This is a genomic window from Sphingomonas sp. AP28, assembly GCF_056680455.1.
This window is the reverse complement of the sequence record NZ_CM155283.1, coordinates 1491069-1509745: the sequence shown is the minus strand read 5'-3', so window position 1 is coordinate 1509745 and position 18677 is coordinate 1491069. Positions and strand designations below refer to the sequence as shown.

General features: G+C 66.3%; 10 protein-coding genes. 6 read left to right on the top strand and 4 right to left on the bottom strand.

Annotation, left to right across the window (positions count from 1 at the left end; translation table 11 throughout):
* Positions 1–91: 91 nt before the first annotated feature.
* A complete protein-coding gene (gene ppdK / locus AC1MH0_RS06785) occupies positions 92–2755 on the top strand; it encodes a pyruvate, phosphate dikinase (protein ID WP_480965256.1) in 2664 nt (887 codons plus the stop codon).
* 44 nt (positions 2756–2799) lie between these two features.
* On the opposite strand, the gene AC1MH0_RS06780 is transcribed toward ppdK, so the two are convergent.
* Both AC1MH0_RS06780 and AC1MH0_RS06775 read right to left on the bottom strand, forming a co-directional pair.
* Positions 2800–4944 (bottom strand): GDSL-type esterase/lipase family protein, encoded by a 2145-nt coding sequence (locus AC1MH0_RS06780; RefSeq protein ID WP_480965255.1) that lies wholly within the window; start codon positions 4942–4944, stop codon positions 2800–2802.
* Between the two features lie 36 nt (positions 4945–4980).
* Positions 4981–7104, bottom strand: a complete 2124-nt coding sequence (locus tag AC1MH0_RS06775) for an alpha-glucuronidase family glycosyl hydrolase (protein WP_480965254.1) — start codon at positions 7102–7104, stop codon at positions 4981–4983.
* A 154-nt stretch (positions 7105–7258) separates the two neighbouring features.
* On the opposite strand from AC1MH0_RS06775, the gene AC1MH0_RS06770 reads away from it, so the two are divergent.
* The 5 genes from AC1MH0_RS06770 (at position 7259) to AC1MH0_RS06750 (ending at position 14922) form a co-directional block, all read left to right on the top strand.
* Positions 7259–9628 (top strand): glycoside hydrolase family 3 N-terminal domain-containing protein, encoded by a 2370-nt coding sequence (locus AC1MH0_RS06770; RefSeq protein WP_480965693.1) that lies wholly within the window; start codon positions 7259–7261, stop codon positions 9626–9628.
* Positions 9629–9638: 10 nt separating this feature from the next.
* Positions 9639–10850 (top strand): D-mannonate dehydratase ManD, encoded by a 1212-nt coding sequence (gene manD / locus AC1MH0_RS06765; protein WP_480965253.1) that lies wholly within the window; start codon positions 9639–9641, stop codon positions 10848–10850.
* Entirely contained in the window at positions 10838–12127 is a 1290-nt protein-coding gene (locus AC1MH0_RS06760; RefSeq protein WP_480965252.1) for an MFS transporter, read from the top strand. The genes manD and AC1MH0_RS06760 overlap by 13 nt, the downstream gene beginning before the upstream one ends.
* Positions 12124–13536 carry a glucuronate isomerase gene (gene uxaC, locus AC1MH0_RS06755; RefSeq protein ID WP_480965251.1) on the top strand — a complete coding sequence of 471 codons (1413 nt, stop codon included), beginning with the start codon at positions 12124–12126 and terminating at the stop codon, positions 13534–13536. Before AC1MH0_RS06760 ends, uxaC begins: the two co-directional genes overlap by 4 nt.
* A gap of 333 nt (positions 13537–13869) precedes the next feature.
* The gene (locus AC1MH0_RS06750) at positions 13870–14922 is read left to right on the top strand and encodes an SMP-30/gluconolactonase/LRE family protein (protein WP_480965250.1); all 1053 of its coding nucleotides are present in this window, start codon (positions 13870–13872) and stop codon (positions 14920–14922) included.
* A 316-nt stretch (positions 14923–15238) separates the two neighbouring features.
* Here AC1MH0_RS06750 and AC1MH0_RS06745 read toward each other — a convergent pair whose 3' ends face one another.
* Positions 15239–15415, bottom strand: coding sequence for a hypothetical protein (locus tag AC1MH0_RS06745; protein WP_480965249.1), 177 nt, complete (start codon positions 15413–15415; stop codon positions 15239–15241).
* A gap of 54 nt (positions 15416–15469) precedes the next feature.
* Positions 15470–18487 carry a TonB-dependent receptor plug domain-containing protein gene (locus tag AC1MH0_RS06740; RefSeq protein WP_480965248.1) on the bottom strand — a complete coding sequence of 1006 codons (3018 nt, stop codon included), beginning with the start codon at positions 18485–18487 and terminating at the stop codon, positions 15470–15472.
* Between the last annotated feature and the right edge of the window lie 190 nt (positions 18488–18677).

Sequence of the window (18677 nt, the reverse complement as noted above, 5' to 3'; positions counted from 1 at the left end):
TTTGAGGCGAAGTGCAGATGCTCCCAGCGTCTGCACTTTGTGCACTTCCGCGCCGTCTTGCGGGTAAAAACAAACACTTAGAGGACCGACCATGACCCAATATGTGTATCGCTTCGGCGGCGGTGTTTCGGATGGCGGCAAGGGCGACAAGAACCTGCTCGGCGGCAAGGGCGCGAACCTCGCCGAGATGGCGTCGATCGGCCTGCCGGTCCCGCCGGGCTTCACGATCTCGACCGATTTTTGCGCGGTCTATTACGACGAGGGCGGCCAGTTCCCGCAAGGCCTGCGCGACGAGGTCGCCACCGGCCTCGCGCACATCGAGGGCGTCACCGGCAAGAAGTTCGGCGATCCCGCCGACCCATTGCTCGTGTCGGTCCGCTCCGGCGCCCGCGCCTCGATGCCGGGGATGATGGACACCGTCCTCAACCTCGGCCTCAACGACGAGACCGTCGAAGGCCTCGCCGCCAAGTCCGAGGACGCGCGCTTCGCCTGGGACAGCTATCGCCGCTTCATCCAGATGTACGCCGACGTCGTCCTCGAACTCGATCATGGCGCGTTCGAGGAAGCGCTGGAGATTGCCAAGGAAGATCAGGGCTTCACGCTCGACACCGAACTCTCGGCCGACGACCTGCGCAAACTCGTCGCGGAGTATAAGGGCCTCGTCGAGAAGCTCTGGGGCAAGCCCTTTCCGCAGGACGTCCACGACCAGCTCTGGGGCGCGGTCGGCGCGGTGTTCGGCTCGTGGCAGTCGGAGCGTGCGAAGGTCTATCGCCGCCTCAACGACATCCCCGGCGGCTGGGGCACCGCGGTCAACATCCAGGCGATGGTGTTCGGCAACATGGGCGACACCTCGGCGACCGGCGTCGCGTTCACGCGCGACCCGTCGAAGGGCGACCGCGCCTATTACGGCGAATTCCTGATCAATGCGCAGGGCGAGGACGTCGTCGCCGGCATCCGCACGCCGCAATACCTCACCAAGACCGCGCGCGAAGACGCCGGCGCTAAGCCCGCCTCGATGGAAGAGGCGATGCCCGAGGTGTATCACCAGCTCGCCGACGTGTTCGACACGCTCGAAAATCACTATCGCGACATGCAGGACATCGAGTTCACGGTCGAGAAGACCAAGCTCTGGATGCTCCAGACGCGTGCCGGCAAGCGCACTGCCAAGGCCGCGCTGAAGATCGCCGTCGACATGGCCAACGAAGGTCTCATCACCCGCGAGGAAGCGATCCTGCGCATCGAGCCGATGGCGCTCGACCAGCTGCTCCACCCGACGCTCGATCCCAAGGCGCACCGTGATGTGCTGACCAAGGGCCTCCCCGCATCGCCCGGTGCAGCCTCGGGTGCGGTCGTGTTCGACGCCGATGCCGCCGAGAAGAAGGCTGCCGATGGCGTCGCCGTGATCCTCGTCCGGACCGAGACCTCGCCAGACGACATTCACGGCATGCACGCGGCCAAGGGCATCCTGACCGCACGCGGCGGGATGACCAGCCACGCGGCCGTGGTGGCTCGGGGCATGGGCCGCCCCTGCGTTTCCGGCGCCGGCACGCTGTCGATCGACGCCAAGGCGAAGATCATGCGCTGCGGCGGCCGCGAGGTGAAGGAGGGCGACCTGCTCACCATCGACGGCACCACCGGCGAAGTGATGATCGGCGCGGTCGCGACCGTGCAGCCCGAACTGTCGGGTGATTTCGCGACGTTAATGGTGTGGGCCGACGAGGTCCGTCGCCTGAAAGTCCGCGCCAACGCCGAGACGCCGGAAGATTGCCGCGTTGCGCGCGAGTTCGGCGCCGAGGGCGTCGGTCTCTGCCGCACCGAGCACATGTTCTTCGAGAGCAGCCGCATCACCAACGTCCGCCAGATGATCCTGGCGAGCGACGAGAAGGGCCGCCGCGTCGCTTTGGAGAAGCTGCTCCCCGAACAGCGCAAGGACTTCACCGAGATCCTCGAGGTGATGGCCGGCCTGCCGGTGACGATCCGCCTGCTTGATCCGCCGCTCCATGAATTCTTGCCCCACGAGGAATCCGAATTCGCCGAAGTCGCGACTGCGGCGGGCGTCGACGTCGACACCTTGAAGCGCCGCGCGGCGGAGTTGCACGAGTTCAACCCGATGCTCGGCCATCGCGGCTGCCGTCTCGGGGTGACCTATCCGGAGATCTACGAGATGCAGGCCCGCGCGATCTTCGAGGCGGCGGTCGACGTCGCCGAAAAATCCGGCGCAGCCCCGATCCCCGAAGTCATGATCCCGCTGGTCGCCACCCGCCGCGAACTGGAGCTGATGAAGGCCGTCGTCGACAAGGCCGCCCAGGCCGTGTTCGCCGAGAAGGGCCGGACGATCGAGTATCTCGTCGGCACGATGATCGAACTCCCCCGCGCAGCCCTCCGTGCCGGTGAGATCGCAGAAGTCGGCGAGTTCTTCTCGTTCGGCACCAACGACCTGACGCAGACCACTTTGGGCGTCAGCCGAGACGACGCCTCGCGCTTCCTCGGCGCGTATGTCGAGCAGGGCATCTACGCGAAGGACCCGTTCGTCAGCATCGACGTCGAAGGCGTCGGCGAACTGATCGAGATCGCCGCCGAACGTGGGCGCAAAACGCGGGCAGGAATCAAGCTCGGCATCTGCGGCGAGCACGGCGGCGATCCCGCCAGCATCGCGTTCTGCGAAAAGATCGGCCTCGATTACGTCTCCGCCAGCCCCTACCGCGTGCCCATCGCCCGCCTTGCGGCAGCACAGGCAGCACTTAACAAGAAGTGACGTGAAACCCCTCTCTCCCGATCCGCGGGAGAGAGGGGCGGTAGTCAGCTACACCGGCCAGCCGGCGGACCGGCCAACGCGGGCAGGGCAGGCGGGCCAGCCAGCAACGGCGTCGGCCCCGGCAGCGAAAGGTCGACCGCGGGCGCATAATAGGGATCGGCTTCCGCCTCGGGCAACGTCACGAAACGAAACCCCATCTCGCGGTACAGCGCGAGCAGCTTAGGCAGCATCCGCGCATCGAACGCCCCGACATGCATCAGCAGGACATAGGGAATATCGCGCCCAACCTGAGCCTTGGCCCGCGCCCGTGCCGCCAATGCGGCAGCGCGCGCATCGCCCAGAAAGCTGGCCTCCAGCTTGGCGATGGCCCCAGCATCCCGCTTGACCGAGCAGGCGGCATAAACCGGGTTCCAGCTGAAATCGTTGAAGCTCATCGTCACCGCCGCAACCCGATAACCCCGAGTCCGCAGGTCGGCACGGGCGGCGTCGCGAACTGCCGGCGTGCTACCCTCCGAAAGGAACGGATACCGAAACCAGTGCCAGTCGGTCCCCTTAGCGGCGGTAGCAAGCGGCGCTTCGTTCCGCACCACATCGGCGGAAAACGCAGCCGCGCCGACCTTGTCGAGATTGGCATGCGAATAAGAGTGGGTGCCAAGTGGCAGTCCGGCAGCACGCCAAGCCGCGATCGCCCCTGCAGCATCGTCCGGCGCATCCAGCCCGAAACCCGCGTTCAGGAACCCAAAAGCAGGCGCCTTCGCAGCGGCCAGCGCCTCGGTAATCGCCCGGATCACATCCACCCGAGTCTGCCCCGGTATGAGTGGCCCGTGTGCCGGAATATCGTCGAAGGTGATCGCGATGGCAGGCCCCTTGGCCACGCCGCGCTCGGAAGGACCGACCGGCACCGGGGCCGCAGCGCCAATCACCGATCGCGACCGGGCCGACGCACGCGAGCCGCCGAACAGGCTTAGCGGTACGGCGTCGCCCATCGTCTTATAGCCAACTTCGGACGGGTGCAGATGGTCACCCGAGTCATACGCAGGAGACAGCCGATCGGGATGCGCCGGGTCGCGCATCAACCGGTCGAAATCGATCACGGCGTCGAACACCCCGGACGTGCGAATGAAGCTGTTGACGGCCTGCCGATCCGCCTCGTTCTCCGCGGTTGGATGATAATAGGTGTTGCCGCCGAACGGCATCACCGTTCCGCCGATCACCTTGATCCCGTGGGCATGTGCACGCGCGACGACCTGTGAGAAGCCGGCAGTAATCTGCGCGACGATCGCCGCGTGTTGCGAAGGCGTGGCGGGTGCCTCGCGCGTCAGGACGCCAAGGTCGTTGATGCCCTCCAGTACGATCGCCCAGCGCACGCCGCTGCGCGCGATCACGTCGCGGTCGAATCGTGCGAGCATATTGGGACCAAGTCCGTCAAGCAGAACGCGGTTGCCGCCGATCCCCGCATTGACGACGCCGATCGCGCGCGTCGCCGTAGTTCCGCGAAATCTCCGCGCGAGCACGTCGGTCCAGCGGGTGTTGCGCTCGGGCTTAACGCCGTAACCGTCGGTGATCGAGTCGCCGATCGCCACGATCGTACCCGCCGTCGGTGCCGCAGCGACCTCGACATCCGCGATCGCATACCAGTGCGTCGTCGGCGTCGCGCCCGCCCACGTCGCGTCCGCCACCGCGTTGCCGGCCAGCGTGAAACTCCTCGCGCGAGAGCCGGGGTGGCCGGTCTGCGGGCTTGCGGCTTCCGGGAGATATAGGCTGATGGCGAGGTCTGCACCGGCTGCGACGGGCAACGCGACAGCGTCGCTATACATTTCCGCGCCGGGCGGGATGACCGCGTCGCTACGGCCGGAGAAGGTCAGCCGCGCGTCGCCTTCGATCCGCGGCGTACCGGGGGCGACCGATCGGGCGACGTGCGCACCGCCGATCGCGAGGGGACGCGTGCCGAACGCGTTGGAAAGCCGGATGCGTACGCGTTCACCGCCGGCCGAAACCCGCACCACTTGGCGCAGCGTGATCGCACCGGCCCGATCGGCCGGGAGCGCATTGTCCCCCTCGGCGATCATCTGCGCCGACCCCCAGGTTGCAATCCAATGCGCGCCCCGAGCGGGCGTAGTGTCCCGCGCGCCTGCGCCCGTCACGATCAGCGCGCCCAACATCAGCGCTACCGGCCACCGTCTCATCATCGCGTTGTCGTCCTCTCGTATAGTGTCAGCGCGCCGCTATTGCGGATTGCCGGGCGCGTACGGGAAGCGCTGTGCCTTGTACCATGCCAGGTCATGCGCTGGCGCCGCGGCCCCTGCCGGGAGCGGCAGGTCGTTGACCGACATCCAATAGGCAAGGCTGGCATCGCGCCACCAGCGCGCCTCGCGCTCCTGAACCGCGAGATACGTCGCGGTCTTCACCCAGCGCTCGGCATCGACCTCGGTCTTCACGCCGTCCCACTGCCGACGCATGCCGGCCACGTAGCCCACGCCCGCATCGTAATCATGGACCATTTCCGCCCACACCGATCGCCCTGAGTTCGTCCGGTACGTCCAAGGCACATGGTGGAACCACAGCAGGTCGCGCTCAGGGGCAGTCGCAGGATCGGCCAGTTTGCGGGCAAGCTCGGGCGCGTATTGCGTAACCGCGTTGCTCCCGGTCTTGGTCCGATCGAAGCCGATCCCGGCCTTGTCCGCGCGGTGGTAATAGACCGGGTTCCATTCGGGGCGCTTGAGGTCGGCCACCCACGGGCCGGGGCCGTAGTGATGCCCCGTCGCCATGACGTGCGCGAGGCCAAGGGGTGTCATGTAGTCGATTACCGCCTCGCGCGATCCCATCATCATCGCGACCACCGGATCGACGACGGCGGGGGAGGGGGCGAACGTCATCGCCGCCCATTCGCGCGCGATTGGGGCGGCGCCGAGCGTCGGATCCCACGCCATCCGGCCGAACGCGTACCAGTTCGCCTGGTTGAACGTTGACCCTGCCCAGTCACGGTCGCGGCCGATATTCGCCACGCCCGCCATGCCGGTAAGTCTATGACCTTCGACCGAGCCATCGACGACCTTCGCCACGGTTTCGCCGGGCGTCCGCATCGTCTGACTGCCGAGCGTCTCGGCGAACAGCGGCCCGAGATAGGCGAGGTGCGTTGCGAAGCCGAGATACTCCTTGGTGATCTGGAACTCGATCATCAGCGGGGTCCTGGGCATCGCGCCGAACAGCGGATGGAACGGCTCGCGCGGCTGGAAGTCGATTGCGCCGTTCTTGACCTGAACGATGACGTTCGGCGCGAACTTGCCGTCGAGTGGCTTGAATTCGGTATAGGCCTGTTTCGCGCGGTCATCGGGGTCGGTCTCGGCATAGACGAACGCGCGCCACATCACGATCCCGCCATGCGGTGCGACTGCGGCGGCGAGCATGTTGGCGCCGTCCGCATGGCTGCGATGGTAATCGCGCGGGCCCGGCTGGCCCTCGCTGTTCGCCTTGACCAGAAAGCCGCCGAAATCGGGAATGCTGCGATAGATTTCGTCGGTCTTCGCCTTCCACCACGCGGCGACCTGCGGATCGAGCGGATCGGCGGTCTTCAAACCGCCGAGTTCGATCGGCGCCGAGAACCGTGCCGACAAATATACCTTGATCCCGTACGGCCGGAACACGTCAGCGAGCGCGGCGGCTTTCGCGATGTACGGCGCGGTCAGGCTTTCCGTCTTCGCGTTGACGTTGTTGAGGACAGTGCCGTTGATCCCGATCGAGGCGTTGGCGCGCGCGTAGTCGGTGTAGCGCGGGTCGCGGAAATCGGGGAGCGTCCACCAGTCCCACAGCGACGCGCCGGCATAACCACGCTCGACCACGCCATCCAGATTGTCCCAGTGATTGAGCACGCGCAGCTTCACGCGCGGGGTCGAGGTCACGTCGATTCGGTCGATGCTGCCGCCGGTCTGGAGATGTCGCAGCAACGCGAAGCTGCCATAGAGTACGCCGCGATCGGTGTTGGCGGTGACGAGCAGCACGCGGCGGGAGCCGAGCGTGACTGGTCCGACGCGGTATCCCTCGTCGCCGAGCGCTGCCAGGGGAAGGCGGAGTGCTGCGACGTCGGGATCGTTGGTGGTGGCCAGCAGGATCGGCAGCGTGCTCGTCCCGAACAAACCTACGCCGCGGCGTAGTTCCGCGGCGGCCACCTTTAGCGTAGGTGTATCGCCGTGCGCCTCGATCGCGGGTGCACCGCGCGCGCCTGTCGTCGCCGAAGCCGGATATCGCAGCCAGAGATCATAGCCGTCCTCAGCTTGCGCCGGTCCGGTCAAACCAATTACGGCGCCGAACAGAAGCACGAACTTACCGATCCATCGGTCGAATATCGTCATAATCCTCTCCCGCCGTTCCGCACCACATTGACAGGATCGCGGATGATCAGCCATGTTATCGCTATCACGACGACGGCTTCGACAGCAATGCCGCGTTTCACATTAGGAGATAATCTTGGGCGGTACGAAGACAGCAGGGAGTGCGCCGACCTTGATGCCGACGCGGCGTGACCTTTTTGGCCTGCTCGGGTCGGTCTCCATCACAGGGCTCATTCCCGGCGTTGCGTACGCCGCTACCGCGTCACCCACCTACCGAGATCCCCACGCGCCGGTCGATCTTCGGGTCCGCGACCTGATGGCGCGCATGACGCTAGAGGAGAAAGTTGGCCAGACCATTTCCTTGTGGGCGACCAAGGCTGACGTGATGGTGCCGGGTGGGCTTGATTTCGATCCGGTGCGCGCGACCGCGGCGTATCCGGCGGGGTTCGGGCAGGTCACGCGGCCGTCCGACAAGCGCGGCGGGCCGTCGGTCGCAGTGACGGCCGGCGGCACCGGGGCCGCGTGGCGAGGGACGGCTTCGACGATCGCGTTCGTCAACGCGGTCCAGCGCTGGGCACAGGGCACGCGGCTCGGCATCCCGGTGATCTTCCACGAGGAATCGCTGCACGGCTACATGGCGCCCGACGCGACGATGTTCCCGCAGGCGATCGGCATGGCAGGCAGCTTCGACCGCGACCTGATGCGGCGCGGGCAGGCGATCATCGGCCGCGAAGTGCGCGCGCACGGCAGCCACCTCTCGCTGTCGCCGGTCGTCGATATCGCGCGCGACCCGCGATGGGGCCGGATCGAGGAGACGTTCGGCGAGGACCCCTATCTGTGCGGCGAGATGGGGGTCGCCGCGGTTGAGGGGCTGCAGGGCGACAGCACGACGCTGGCGCCGGGCAAGGTCTTCGCGACGCTGAAGCACATGACCGGCCACGGCCAGCCTCAGGCCGGCAACAATATCGGCCCCGCACCGATCGGTGAGCGCGAACTGCGCGAGAGCTTCTTCCCGCCGTTCCGCGCGGTCGTGACGCGGACCGGGATCGGCGCGGTGATGCCCTCGTATAACGAGATTGATGGCGTGCCGAGCCATGCGAACCACTGGTTGCTGGGCGACGTGCTGCGCGGCGAATGGGGGTTTTCGGGTGCGATCGTCAGCGATTACGGCGCGATCGAGGAACTCGACACGATCCACCACGTCGCGCGCGACCTCAACGGGGCGGCGAAACTCGCGCTGGCGGCCGGGGTCGACAGCGCGCTCCCCGACGGTCTCGCCTATCGCACGCTGCCCGCGCAGGTGCGGGCGGGGACGGTGCCGATCGCGCAGGTCGACGCCGCCTGCGCGCGCATGCTGGCCTTGAAGTTCCGTGCCGGCTTGTTCGAGGACTCGGCGGTCGATCCCCGCGTCGCCGCTCGTCTGACCGGTAACGCGGAAGCGCGCGGCGTCGCGCTGGAGGCTGCCCGCAAATCGATGTGCCTGCTGACCAACGACGGCACGCTACCGCTCGCGCCCAAGGGCAAGATCGCCGTGATCGGGCCCAACGCGGCAATCGCGCGGCTCGGTGGCTATTCCGCGCCGCCGCGCCAGACAGTGTCGCTGCTCGACGGCGTGCGTGCGCTCGTGGGGAACGCAGCGACGATCGTCCATGCGCAAGGCGTGTTCATCACGCAGAGCGAGGACCGGTCGCAGGACACGGTGCTGCTCGCCGATCCCGCCAAGAACCGCGCGCTGATCGCCGAGGCGGTCGAGGTCGCGCGCGGGGCGGACACGATCATTCTGGCGATCGGCGATACCGAGCAGACCAGCCGCGAGGGGTTCTCGGCGAACCATCTCGGCGATCGCACTACGCTCGACCTGCTGGGCGAACAGAACGCGCTGTTCGAAGCGCTGCATGCGCTGGGCAAGCCGATCGTGATCGCCGCGATCAACGGCCGTCCGCCGAGCTGGCCGAACGTGATGGCGAAAGCGAACGCGGTGCTCGAATGCTGGTATCCGGGGCAGGAGGGCGGCACCGCGATGGCCGAGGCGCTGTTCGGGCGGATCAATCCGGGCGCCAAGCTGCCTGTGACGGTGGTGCGCGAAGTCGGCCAGGTACCGTTCTACTACAACCGCAAGCTGTCGACCCAGCGCGGTTATCTGTTCGCGGAGACGGCGCCGCTGTTCCCGTTCGGCTACGGGCTCAGCTACACGCGCTTCGAGGTGAGTGCACCGCGGCTGTCGGCGGCGAAGATCGGCATCGCCGGCAGCGTCGGGATCGAGGTCGACGTCGCCAATATCGGTCCGCGTGCCGGCGACGAGGTCGTGCAGCTGTATGTGCGTGACCAGGTTTCGTCGGTCGCGCGGCCGGTCATGGAGCTGAAGGGGTTCGAGCGCGTGACGCTTGCGCCCGGCGAGCGGCGGACGTTGCGCTTCACGCTCGGCCCCAATGCCTTCGCGCTGTGGGACGTCGACATGCGCGAGGTCGTCGAGCCGGGCCTGTTTACGATAATGGCCGGGCCGAGTTCGGCACAGCTGAAATCCGCCATTCTCGAAATCGCCTGAAGGACCTTCGATGCCCAAGATCGTTTCCGCCCGCGTCATCGTCACCTGTCCGGGCCGCAATTTCGTCACGCTGAAGATCACGTGCGAAGACGGTACCACCGGGCTTGGTGACGCCACGCTCAACGGTCGCGAGTTGAGCGTCGCGAGCTACCTGACCGACCATGTCGTGCCGTGCCTGATCGGTCGCGACGCGCACCGGATCGAGGACGTCTGGCAGTATCTCTACAAGGGTGCGTATTGGCGGCGCGGCCCGGTGACGATGGCGGCAATCGCGGCAGTCGACACCGCGCTCTGGGACATCAAGGGCAAGCTCGCGGGCATGCCCGTGTACCAGTTGCTCGGCGGTGCGGCGCGCGATGCGTGCATGGTCTACGCGCACGCCAACGGCACGACGATCGAGGACACGATCGCGGTCGCGAAGGCCGAGCAGGCAAAGGGATACAAGGCGATCCGGCTGCAATGCGGCGTACCCGGTCTCGCCTCGACCTACGGCGTCGCCAAGCACGGCGCGCGCTACGAACCCGCCGACGCCGACCTGCCGAGCGAGAGCGTGTGGTCGACCGAGAAATACCTTCGCGTCGTCCCCGAACTGTTCAAGGCAGCGCGCGAGGCGATGGGCTGGGACGTGCATCTGCTCCACGATATCCACCACCGGCTGACGCCGATTGAGGCGGGGCGGCTCGGCAAGGCGCTCGAGCCGTACAACCTCTTCTGGATCGAGGACCCGACGCCGGCCGAGAACCAGGAGGCGTTCAAGCTGATCCGCCACCACACGACGACGCCGATCGCGGTCGGCGAGGTGTTCAATTCGATCTGGGATGCGAAGGACCTGATCCAGAACCAGCTGATCGACTATATCCGCGCGACCGTCGTGCATGCTGGCGGCATCACGCACCTGCGCCGGATCGCGTCGCTCGCCGACCTGTATCAGGTGCGGACAGGGTGCCACGGCGCGACCGACCTGTCGCCGGTGGCGATGGCGGCGGCGCTGCATTTCGGGCTGTCGGTGCCCAATTTCGGCGTGCAGGAGCATATGCCGCATACCGACGAGACCGATGCGGTCTTCCCGCACGCCTACAGTTTCGACGACGGCATGATGCATCCGGGTGAGGCGCCGGGGTTGGGCGTCGACATCGACGAAGATCTCGCCGCGACTTATGACTATAAGCGCGCGTATCTCCCGGTCGCGCGTCTCGAGGATGGCACGCTGTGCAACTGGTGACCGCCGCCGCCGCGATCGAGAAGCCGCGCGGCAAAGTCCGCTGGATCGTCTGCGCGCTTTTGTTCGCCGCGGTTGCGCTCAGTTATATCGACCGCTTGGTGCTACCGGTGCTCAAACCTGAACTCCAGGCGCGCTACAATTGGAGCGAGCAGGGCTATGCCGATCTCGCGATCGCGTTCCAGGCTGCGTACGGCATCGCCTATGTGCTGTTCGGGCGGTTCGTCGACCGGGTCGGCGCGAAGATCGGCTATGCGGTCGCGGTGACGCTGTGGACGATCGGTCACGTCGCACACGCGCTGTTTACCAGCGCCGGCATGATGATCTTCGCACGCATCCCGCTCGCGATCGGCGAGGCCGGGGCGTTCCCCGCCGCGCTGGCCGCGGCCAACGAATGGTTTCCGCAACGCGAGCGGGCGCTGGCGATCGGCATCTTCAACGCGGGCTCGAATGTCGGTGCGATCCTGACGCCATTGATCGTGCCGGTGATCGCAGTGACGTTCGGCTGGCGGATGGCGTTCATCGCGACCGGGGCGCTGACCGTGATCTGGCTGGTGGCGTGGCTCGCTTTCTACCGGTCGCCGCGCAAGCATCCGCGCATCACGCCCGAGGAACTGGCGTGGATCGAGGCCGATCCCGTGCCCGCTGCCAAGCCGGTCCGCTGGCGCACGCTGCTCCGACTGCGACAGACCTGGGCGTATATGCTCGGTCGGTTCCTGATCGATCCGGTGTGGTGGACCTTCCTGTTCTGGCTGCCCGACTTCTTCAACCGGCAATACGGCGTGAAGATGCTCGATTTCGGTCCGCCGCTGGTCGCCGTGTACGTGCTGGCCGACGTCGGATCGGTCGCGGGCGGCTGGTTCTCGTCGCGGCTGCTCGCACGCGGCCAGACGCCCAACCGTGCGCGCAAGACCGCGTTGTTCGCCTGCGCGCTGTTCGCGTTGCCGATCATCTTCGCCGCACAGGCACAGGGATTGTGGTGGGCGGTCGCGGCGATCGGCCTCGCCTGTGCGTGTCACCAGGGCTTCTCCGCCAATGTGTACGCGATTCCCGGTGACCTGTTCCCACGCGGCATGGGCGGATCGGTGATCGGTCTCGGCGGGCTGGCGGGGGCGTTCGGCGGCATGCTGATGGCCAAGTTCGCTGGCACGATCCTCGCCGGCGTCGGCAGCTATGGTCCGATCTTCGCGGTCGCCGGATGCGCCTATCTCGTCGCGTTGCTGGTTATCCACCTGCTCGTCCCGCACTATACCCCCGTCGATCCGGAACGCCTCGCATGACCCATCCGCTACGCCTCCACCCCGACCGCCTGTTCCCCAGCGACGGCCGCACTCGCGACATCGCGCGCGCGCTGCATGCCGGGGTGAAGGACCTGCCGATCGTCAGTCCGCACGGCCATACCGATCCGGCTTGGTTCGCGGGGAACGAGGCGTTCAGCGATCCCGCCTCGCTGCTGATCGTCCCAGATCATTATGTGTTCAGGATGCTCTACAGCCAGGGCGTGCCGCTCGACGCGCTCGGCGTGCCTACAGTGGATAGCAGCCCTACCGAGAGCGATCCCCGCGCGATCTGGAAGATTTTCGCGGCGAACTATCATCTGTTCCGCGGCACGCCGTCGAGAATGTGGCTCGATTGGGTGTTCGCAGAGGCGTTCGGGATCGACGTCCGCCTCGAACCTGCGACCGCGGATCTGTATTTCGACACGATCGATGCTGCGCTGAAGACGCCTGAGTTCCGCCCACGCGCACTGTTCGACCGGTTCGGCATTGAGCTCATCGCGACCACCGAAAGCCCGCTGGACCCGCTGGAGCATCATGCCGCGATCCGCGCGAGCGACTGGAACGGCCGCGTTGTCACCGCCTATCGTCCCGACCCGGTCGTCGATCCCGAGACGCCGGACTTCGCCGCCAACGTCCGCCACTTCGGCGAGACCGCGGGCGAAGACGTCGGCAGCTACGCGGGCTATCTTGCGGCGCACCGCTTCCACCGCGCGCGCTTCCGCGATGCTGGCGCGACCTCGACCGATCACGGCCATCCTTCGGCTGCGACCGCAGACCTGACGCCCGCCGAAGCCGAGGCGCTCTATGCGCGCGTCATGGCGCAGCCGACCGCCGCAGACGCCGAACTCTTCCGCGCGCAGATGCTGACCGAGATGGCGGCGATGTCGGTCGAGGACGGCATGGTGATGCAGCTTCACCCCGCCGTCTCGCGCAGCCACAACGCCTCGGTGCTCGCGCGCTTTGGTCGCGACAAGGGTGGCGACATTCCGCTCCCCGGCGAGTTCGTCCGCGCATTGAAACCGCTGCTCGACCGGTTCGGCAACAACCCGGCGCTGACGCTGATCCTCTTCACGCTCGACGAGGACACCTACGCGCGTGAGCTCGCCCCGCTCGCCGGGCATTACCCGTCGCTGCGGCTTGGCCCGCCCTGGTGGTTCCACGACAGTCCGGAGGGCATGCGCCGCTTCCGCGAGCGGGCGACCGAGACCGCCGGCTTCTACAACACGGTCGGCTTCAACGACGACACCCGCGCCTTCCTCTCGATCCCGGCGCGGCACGACGTCGCCCGCCGGATGGACTGCGCGTTCCTTGCCAAGCTCGTCGCCGAACACCGGCTCGAAGAGGACGAAGCGCACAAAGTCGCGCGCTTGCTCGCCTATGATCTGGTCAAGCAAGCGTACAGGCTTTGATAGGGCTCGAAGGATGCGCCCGCGGCAAAGACGGTTGCAATCCCGGCCTGATCCCGCTCGCCGCTGACCTTCTCCCCTTCCTCAAAGGGAGGGACTGGGGGTGGGTGGGCCGGCTTTGGTCCCAGAGTGTCTGAACAAACGGAACCTGACCCACCTCCGCCCCCTCAGGGAAGGAAGAAGATTATGCCGCTGCCCAACTGCGAGGTATAAATTCGCGCCTTAGGGCAAGGACGCTTCGCGCAAACAAAGGTCAGGACGATATGAACATGGGCATTGCCGGACAGGCCGAGGTTCCGCCGACGCACCACGACCTGCGTACCCACTGCCCCGCCGATGTTTGAGGATCGCACAGTCGGTCCCTTCCGACCGGGACGTCGCGAGATCCTGTTCGGTGCGGTGGCGATGGCCGCCGCGCCAGCCTTTGGTGCCAGCCTTGCGGCATCGCCGGCCGAGCCGCGCATCGAGCGGATATCGTCGGCATTCGACCGGATGGTCGCGCCCGGTACGCGGGTCGAGACGATCGCGACCGGGATACGCTGGGCGGAGGGCCCGGTATGGGTCGAGACCGGGCAGTATCTGCTGTTTTCCGATCCGCCTGCCAACATCGTTCGGCGCTGGCGCAAGAATGGCCCCGCCGTGCCGTTCCTCGATCCGTCGGGGGCAGGTGGCACCGATCCGAAGCTCGTCCGTGAGCCAGGTGCGAACGGACTGACGCTGGACCGTGAGGGCCGGCTGTTGATCGCGAACAGCGGCGGGCGGTCGATCGACCGCGTGGATCTGGTGACGCGGCGGCGCGAGACGGTCGTCGACCGGTATCAGGGAAAACGGTTCAACAGCCCGAACGACATGCACGTCGCGCGTGACGGGACGCTCTACTTTACCGATCCGCCGTACGGCCTGACCGAAGGCGATGCGTCGGCTCTCAAGGAACTGGCTGTGAATGGCGTCTATCGCGTGCGGCCGGGCGGTGCGGTCGAACTGCTGGACGGCAGCCTGACCCGACCGAACGGAATCGCGTTGTCGCCCGACGAGACTCGCCTTTACGTGTCAGTGTCCGACGAGGTCGCGCCGAGGATCATGGTCTACGACGTGGATGCGAAGGGCGTGCGCAATGCCTGCGTGCTGCTCGATGCCAAGGCCATGAAGGCGCGGGGCGGGGCGGGGTTGACCGACGGCATGAAGGTCGCGCGCGACGGGACCTTGGTGTGCTCGGTACCCGGCGGCATGATGTTCATGACCCCCGATGCCGAGCCGCTGGCGCTGGTGACAACCGGTGCGCCGATCGCCAACTGCGCATTCGGGGAGCAGGGGCGAGCGCTATACATGACGGCCAACGACCGCGTCCTGCGCCTACCGCTGCGTGCGGGATGGCAGAGCCGAGGCTGATCGTTGCAACTCGGCGGGGCTCGTACCCGTTGCGAAAGGACCTCCCTTGCGGAGGCCGGAGCCCAGGTGGGGAACGAAGGTAACGACGGACGCGCCTTCGTTACGTCGACCCTCCCGACTGGACCTCGGCCTTCGCCGGGGAGGGGGAGTTTGGGGATAGCAATATTGCTTGAGTCCGTTTGGGTAATAGAGCGGTTTTAGGCCCGTCACGCTTTGAAAGCATCGGGTTCAGACATGCCCTGCGGCGCTAGAATTCCTGCTAGGGGTGGCTCTACCGGGGGATGGGTGATCAGAATTGCGCGCGGACGCCGAGCCGCTAAATGCGACCGCGCGTGTTGTACTGCGCGGGGTTCACGTCGAGGCCGGTGTTGGTCTGCGGCGCGGCCTCGGGGTCGTGGTCGAACAGGTCGGCGACCTTGAAGACCATGCCGACCTGCCTGGTCCCGCTCGCGGATCCGCCACCGAGGTCGATGAAGACACCGGGTCCAGACATGCCCTGCAGCGCAGAAATTCCCCGGTAGCGGTGGCTCTACCGGGGAATGAGCGATCAGAATCGGGCGCGGACGCCCAGGCGGTAGAAGCGGCCGAGCGTGTCGTACAGCGCCGGGTTCACGTCGAGGCCGGTGTTGGTCTGCGGTGCGGGCTCTGGATCGTGATCGAACAGATTGTCGACCTTGAAGAACATGCTGACCTGCTTGGTCAGGTTCACCGAACCGCCGAGGTCGATGTAGAAGGCACCCTTCATCTTGTTATAGTCGATGGTCGGGTGGTTGGCGGTCGAGGCCGGGCAACCGGTGGTGCAGACGACATATTGATTGCCGAACACGCCGTCCGAGAACCAGCGCTCCTGCAGGTTGAGGCTGAAGACGTCGTTGTCGTAGCTCTGCGTCGCCAACCACTTCCAATCCGGCGTCGCGCCGTTGTTGGCCCCGGCCTGGTCGACCACGTCAACGCCGGCGATCCCGGCGTCGACGAGGAACTCCTTCACATGCGTACCCAGCACGCGGAGCGTGAAGTTGCCAGGAATGCCGAGCGGCTTCTTCCACTGATAGCTCGCCTCGATGTCGAACCCGCTGGTCTTCCACGATGCCAGATTGAACGGCTGGACGTTGATGAAATTGCCGCCCTGGGTCGGGCTGTTCAGCACGAAGCCGCCGCAGAACGCCTGATTGCCCTCGAAGCAGAAGCGGACGATCTGGTCGGGCGACAGCGTCGAGACGACGCCGTCGAGCTTGATCTTGTAGTAATCGAACGACAGGCCGAGACCCGGCGCCCATGACGGGTGCGACAGGACGATACCGACCTCGGTATTGCGCGCGATTTCCGGCTTCAGATTGGGGTTGCCGATCGTGTTCTGGAATGCCTGCACGCCGCCGGCGGGCGGGAAGGGGTTGGTGAAGTTCGGCAGCGTGGTGACGGTCGGTGCGGCGAACAGTTCGGACAGGTTCGGCGCGCGGACGTCGCGCGACGTGACGGCGCGCAACCGGATGCCGTCGAGCGGCGTATCCCAAGTGCCGCCGGCCTTCCACGCCCAGACCGTGCCCGACGTTGAGTAGTGCGTCACGCGACCGGCGCCGTTGAGGTTGGCACGACCGATGGCTTCGCTGTTGAACAAGGGCAGGTTGAGTTCGAGGAAGCCTTCGTACACCTCGTACTTGCCGCGGCCGTTCTTGTAGTTGCCGGCTGCCCAGTTGCTGCCCAGCGCGGAATTCAACAGTGGATCGGCAGGATAGGCGGTGCTGTTGGGGCTGAGTGCGGTGACGCCGGCGCCATAGGGATCGCCGTGGACGTGGTAGAATTCGCGACGATACTCGCCACCGAAGGCAACCGACAACGGCCCGGCCCACAGGTTGAGTGGCTCGCCGGAGAAGTTGAGGCTGGCGACGTCCTGCGTCAGCTTGGTGCGCTGGAGCGGGCCGTTGGCAGGCGTGACATAGGCGAGCGCCGATGCCGACGGCACCGCACCGCCGAAGATGTTGATCGGCTGGCATCCGGCGGCACGCGCGGCCGGATCGGCGCAGACGATCGCGCCGTTCAGCGTGATCGCGTTGGTCGCGGCGACGTAGCGCGGCTGCAACACGGTATTGTCGACGTCGATCGCCGCCAGCGTAATGCCGTGTTCGTAATAGGTGTCGTAGTTCCAGGGCGTACCGCCGATCTCGAACTTGCCCTTCAGGCCGCCGACGAAGCGGTATTGGCGACGGTCGGTCTGGACCAGCGGATCGGGAAAGTTGCCGTTGCTCGTACCGAAGCCGAACTGCGTGATTCCCACGGTATTGGTGGCGGGATTGATCGCCGTCGCACAGCGATCACGCACGAGCTGCGGTAGGAAGGGGTTGGCGCACTGCACGGTCAGGCTGGCGCGGTTGTAGCCCGGGCTTGGCTGGTTGCTGGTCTTCACTTGCGCGATGTTGACGGTCACATAAGCTTCGTTGTTCTCCGCGAAATCGAAGCCTATCCGCCCGAAGCCGTTCAGTCGCTCAAGCGACGATTTCAGCGACGCGCCCGAGCCCGGCGCACCGCTCAGGTCGCCGCCAACGCAGAAGCTGTTGCCGGGGAAGCAGCCGGTAACGCCGGCCGGGGCATTGTTGTTCGGAACGTTGCGGACCGGGACGCCGTTCGAGCCATAGTTGAAATTGTACGGCGCGCCGTTCTGGTCGAACGCGATGCCCTGCAACGGGCCGTTGTTGATCAGACCGTAGCGCGCATATTGATAGGGCTGGGCATAGTCGCGGTAGTTGAACTGCGGCAGGCCGTTGTTCGCCTGTCCGGTGTTGACGAGCGTGGTGGCGCGGTACCAGTCGCGCCCCTTGGCGAGATCGGTGCCGAAATCGCCCGGGCCGACGCCGTCCTCGTCGTCATACTCGCCGCTGACGATCAGGTGCAGCTTATCGCCGAACAGCGACGTGCCGAACGCGGCCTGGACCAGGCCCTGCTTGTCGTCGCCGTAATTGGTGATGCCGCCCTGGACGTTCGCCTTGAAGCCCTTGAAGCGCGTGTCGGTGATGAAGTTGACCACGCCGCCGACCGCGTCCGAGCCGTACGAGGCGGATGCGCCCCCGGTGACGACGTCGACGCGCTTGACCAGCAACTGCGGGAACATGCTGATGTCGGGCACGCCAGAGACGTTTGCGCCGACGACGCGCTGGCCGTCGAGCAGGGTCAGCGTACGGATCGGGCCGAGGCCGCGGAGCGAGAAGGAGCTCAGTCCTTGCGTACCGCTGGACGTGCTGAACGTGCCCGTGGACGCGCCGGTCGAGCCTTGCAGCGACGGCAACTGCGCGACCGCGTTGAAGATGTTGGGCTGCGCGTTCTTGAGGATCTGGTCCTCACCGATCACGGTCGTGGGCGTAGGTGCGTTGTAGCCGCTCGAGACGATGCGCGATCCCGTGACGACGATGTCCTTGTCCGGCGCGGCCTGGTCCTCGGCGGCGGTCTGCGGGGTCAGCGTCTGGGGCGGCGCTGCCGGATCGGCCGATTGAGTCGAAGCGGGCAGGTCGGACGGCGGGGCAATTGTCTGGGCTGCGGCAGGGGCGCAGAGCAACGCGGTGGCCAGCACGATCATGCTGGTTGCGTTAACATTGAAAGATCCGACTGACCGTCGACCGCGCGTAACCTTGTTCATCCGTCCATCCCCTTGTCGCACGTGGCGCGTGCCGTGGTCCGGCTTGGCGACGTGTCATTCTTGTCGTTCTCTACGATATACCGAGCGCGGTATCATCTACGACCATGGTCGCAGGTGCGGCGCGTGAGCC

What these genes read in the sequence shown, in the direction of transcription:
- ppdK (WP_480965256.1), top strand. Translation starts at nt 92, where the DNA reads ATGACCCAATATGTGTATCGCTTCGGCGGCGGTGTTTCGGATGGCGGC.
- AC1MH0_RS06780 (WP_480965255.1), bottom strand. Translation starts at nt 4,944, where the DNA reads ATGATGAGACGGTGGCCGGTAGCGCTGATGTTGGGCGCGCTGATCGTG.
- AC1MH0_RS06775 (WP_480965254.1), bottom strand. Translation starts at nt 7,104, where the DNA reads ATGACGATATTCGACCGATGGATCGGTAAGTTCGTGCTTCTGTTCGGC.
- AC1MH0_RS06770 (WP_480965693.1), top strand. Translation starts at nt 7,259, where the DNA reads ATGCCGACGCGGCGTGACCTTTTTGGCCTGCTCGGGTCGGTCTCCATC.
- manD (WP_480965253.1), top strand. Translation starts at nt 9,639, where the DNA reads ATGCCCAAGATCGTTTCCGCCCGCGTCATCGTCACCTGTCCGGGCCGC.
- uxaC (WP_480965251.1), top strand. Translation starts at nt 12,124, where the DNA reads ATGACCCATCCGCTACGCCTCCACCCCGACCGCCTGTTCCCCAGCGAC.
- AC1MH0_RS06750 (WP_480965250.1), top strand. Translation starts at nt 13,870, where the DNA reads ATGTTTGAGGATCGCACAGTCGGTCCCTTCCGACCGGGACGTCGCGAG.
- AC1MH0_RS06745 (WP_480965249.1), bottom strand. Translation starts at nt 15,415, where the DNA reads ATGTCTGGACCCGGTGTCTTCATCGACCTCGGTGGCGGATCCGCGAGC.
- AC1MH0_RS06740 (WP_480965248.1), bottom strand. Translation starts at nt 18,487, where the DNA reads ATGATCGTGCTGGCCACCGCGTTGCTCTGCGCCCCTGCCGCAGCCCAG.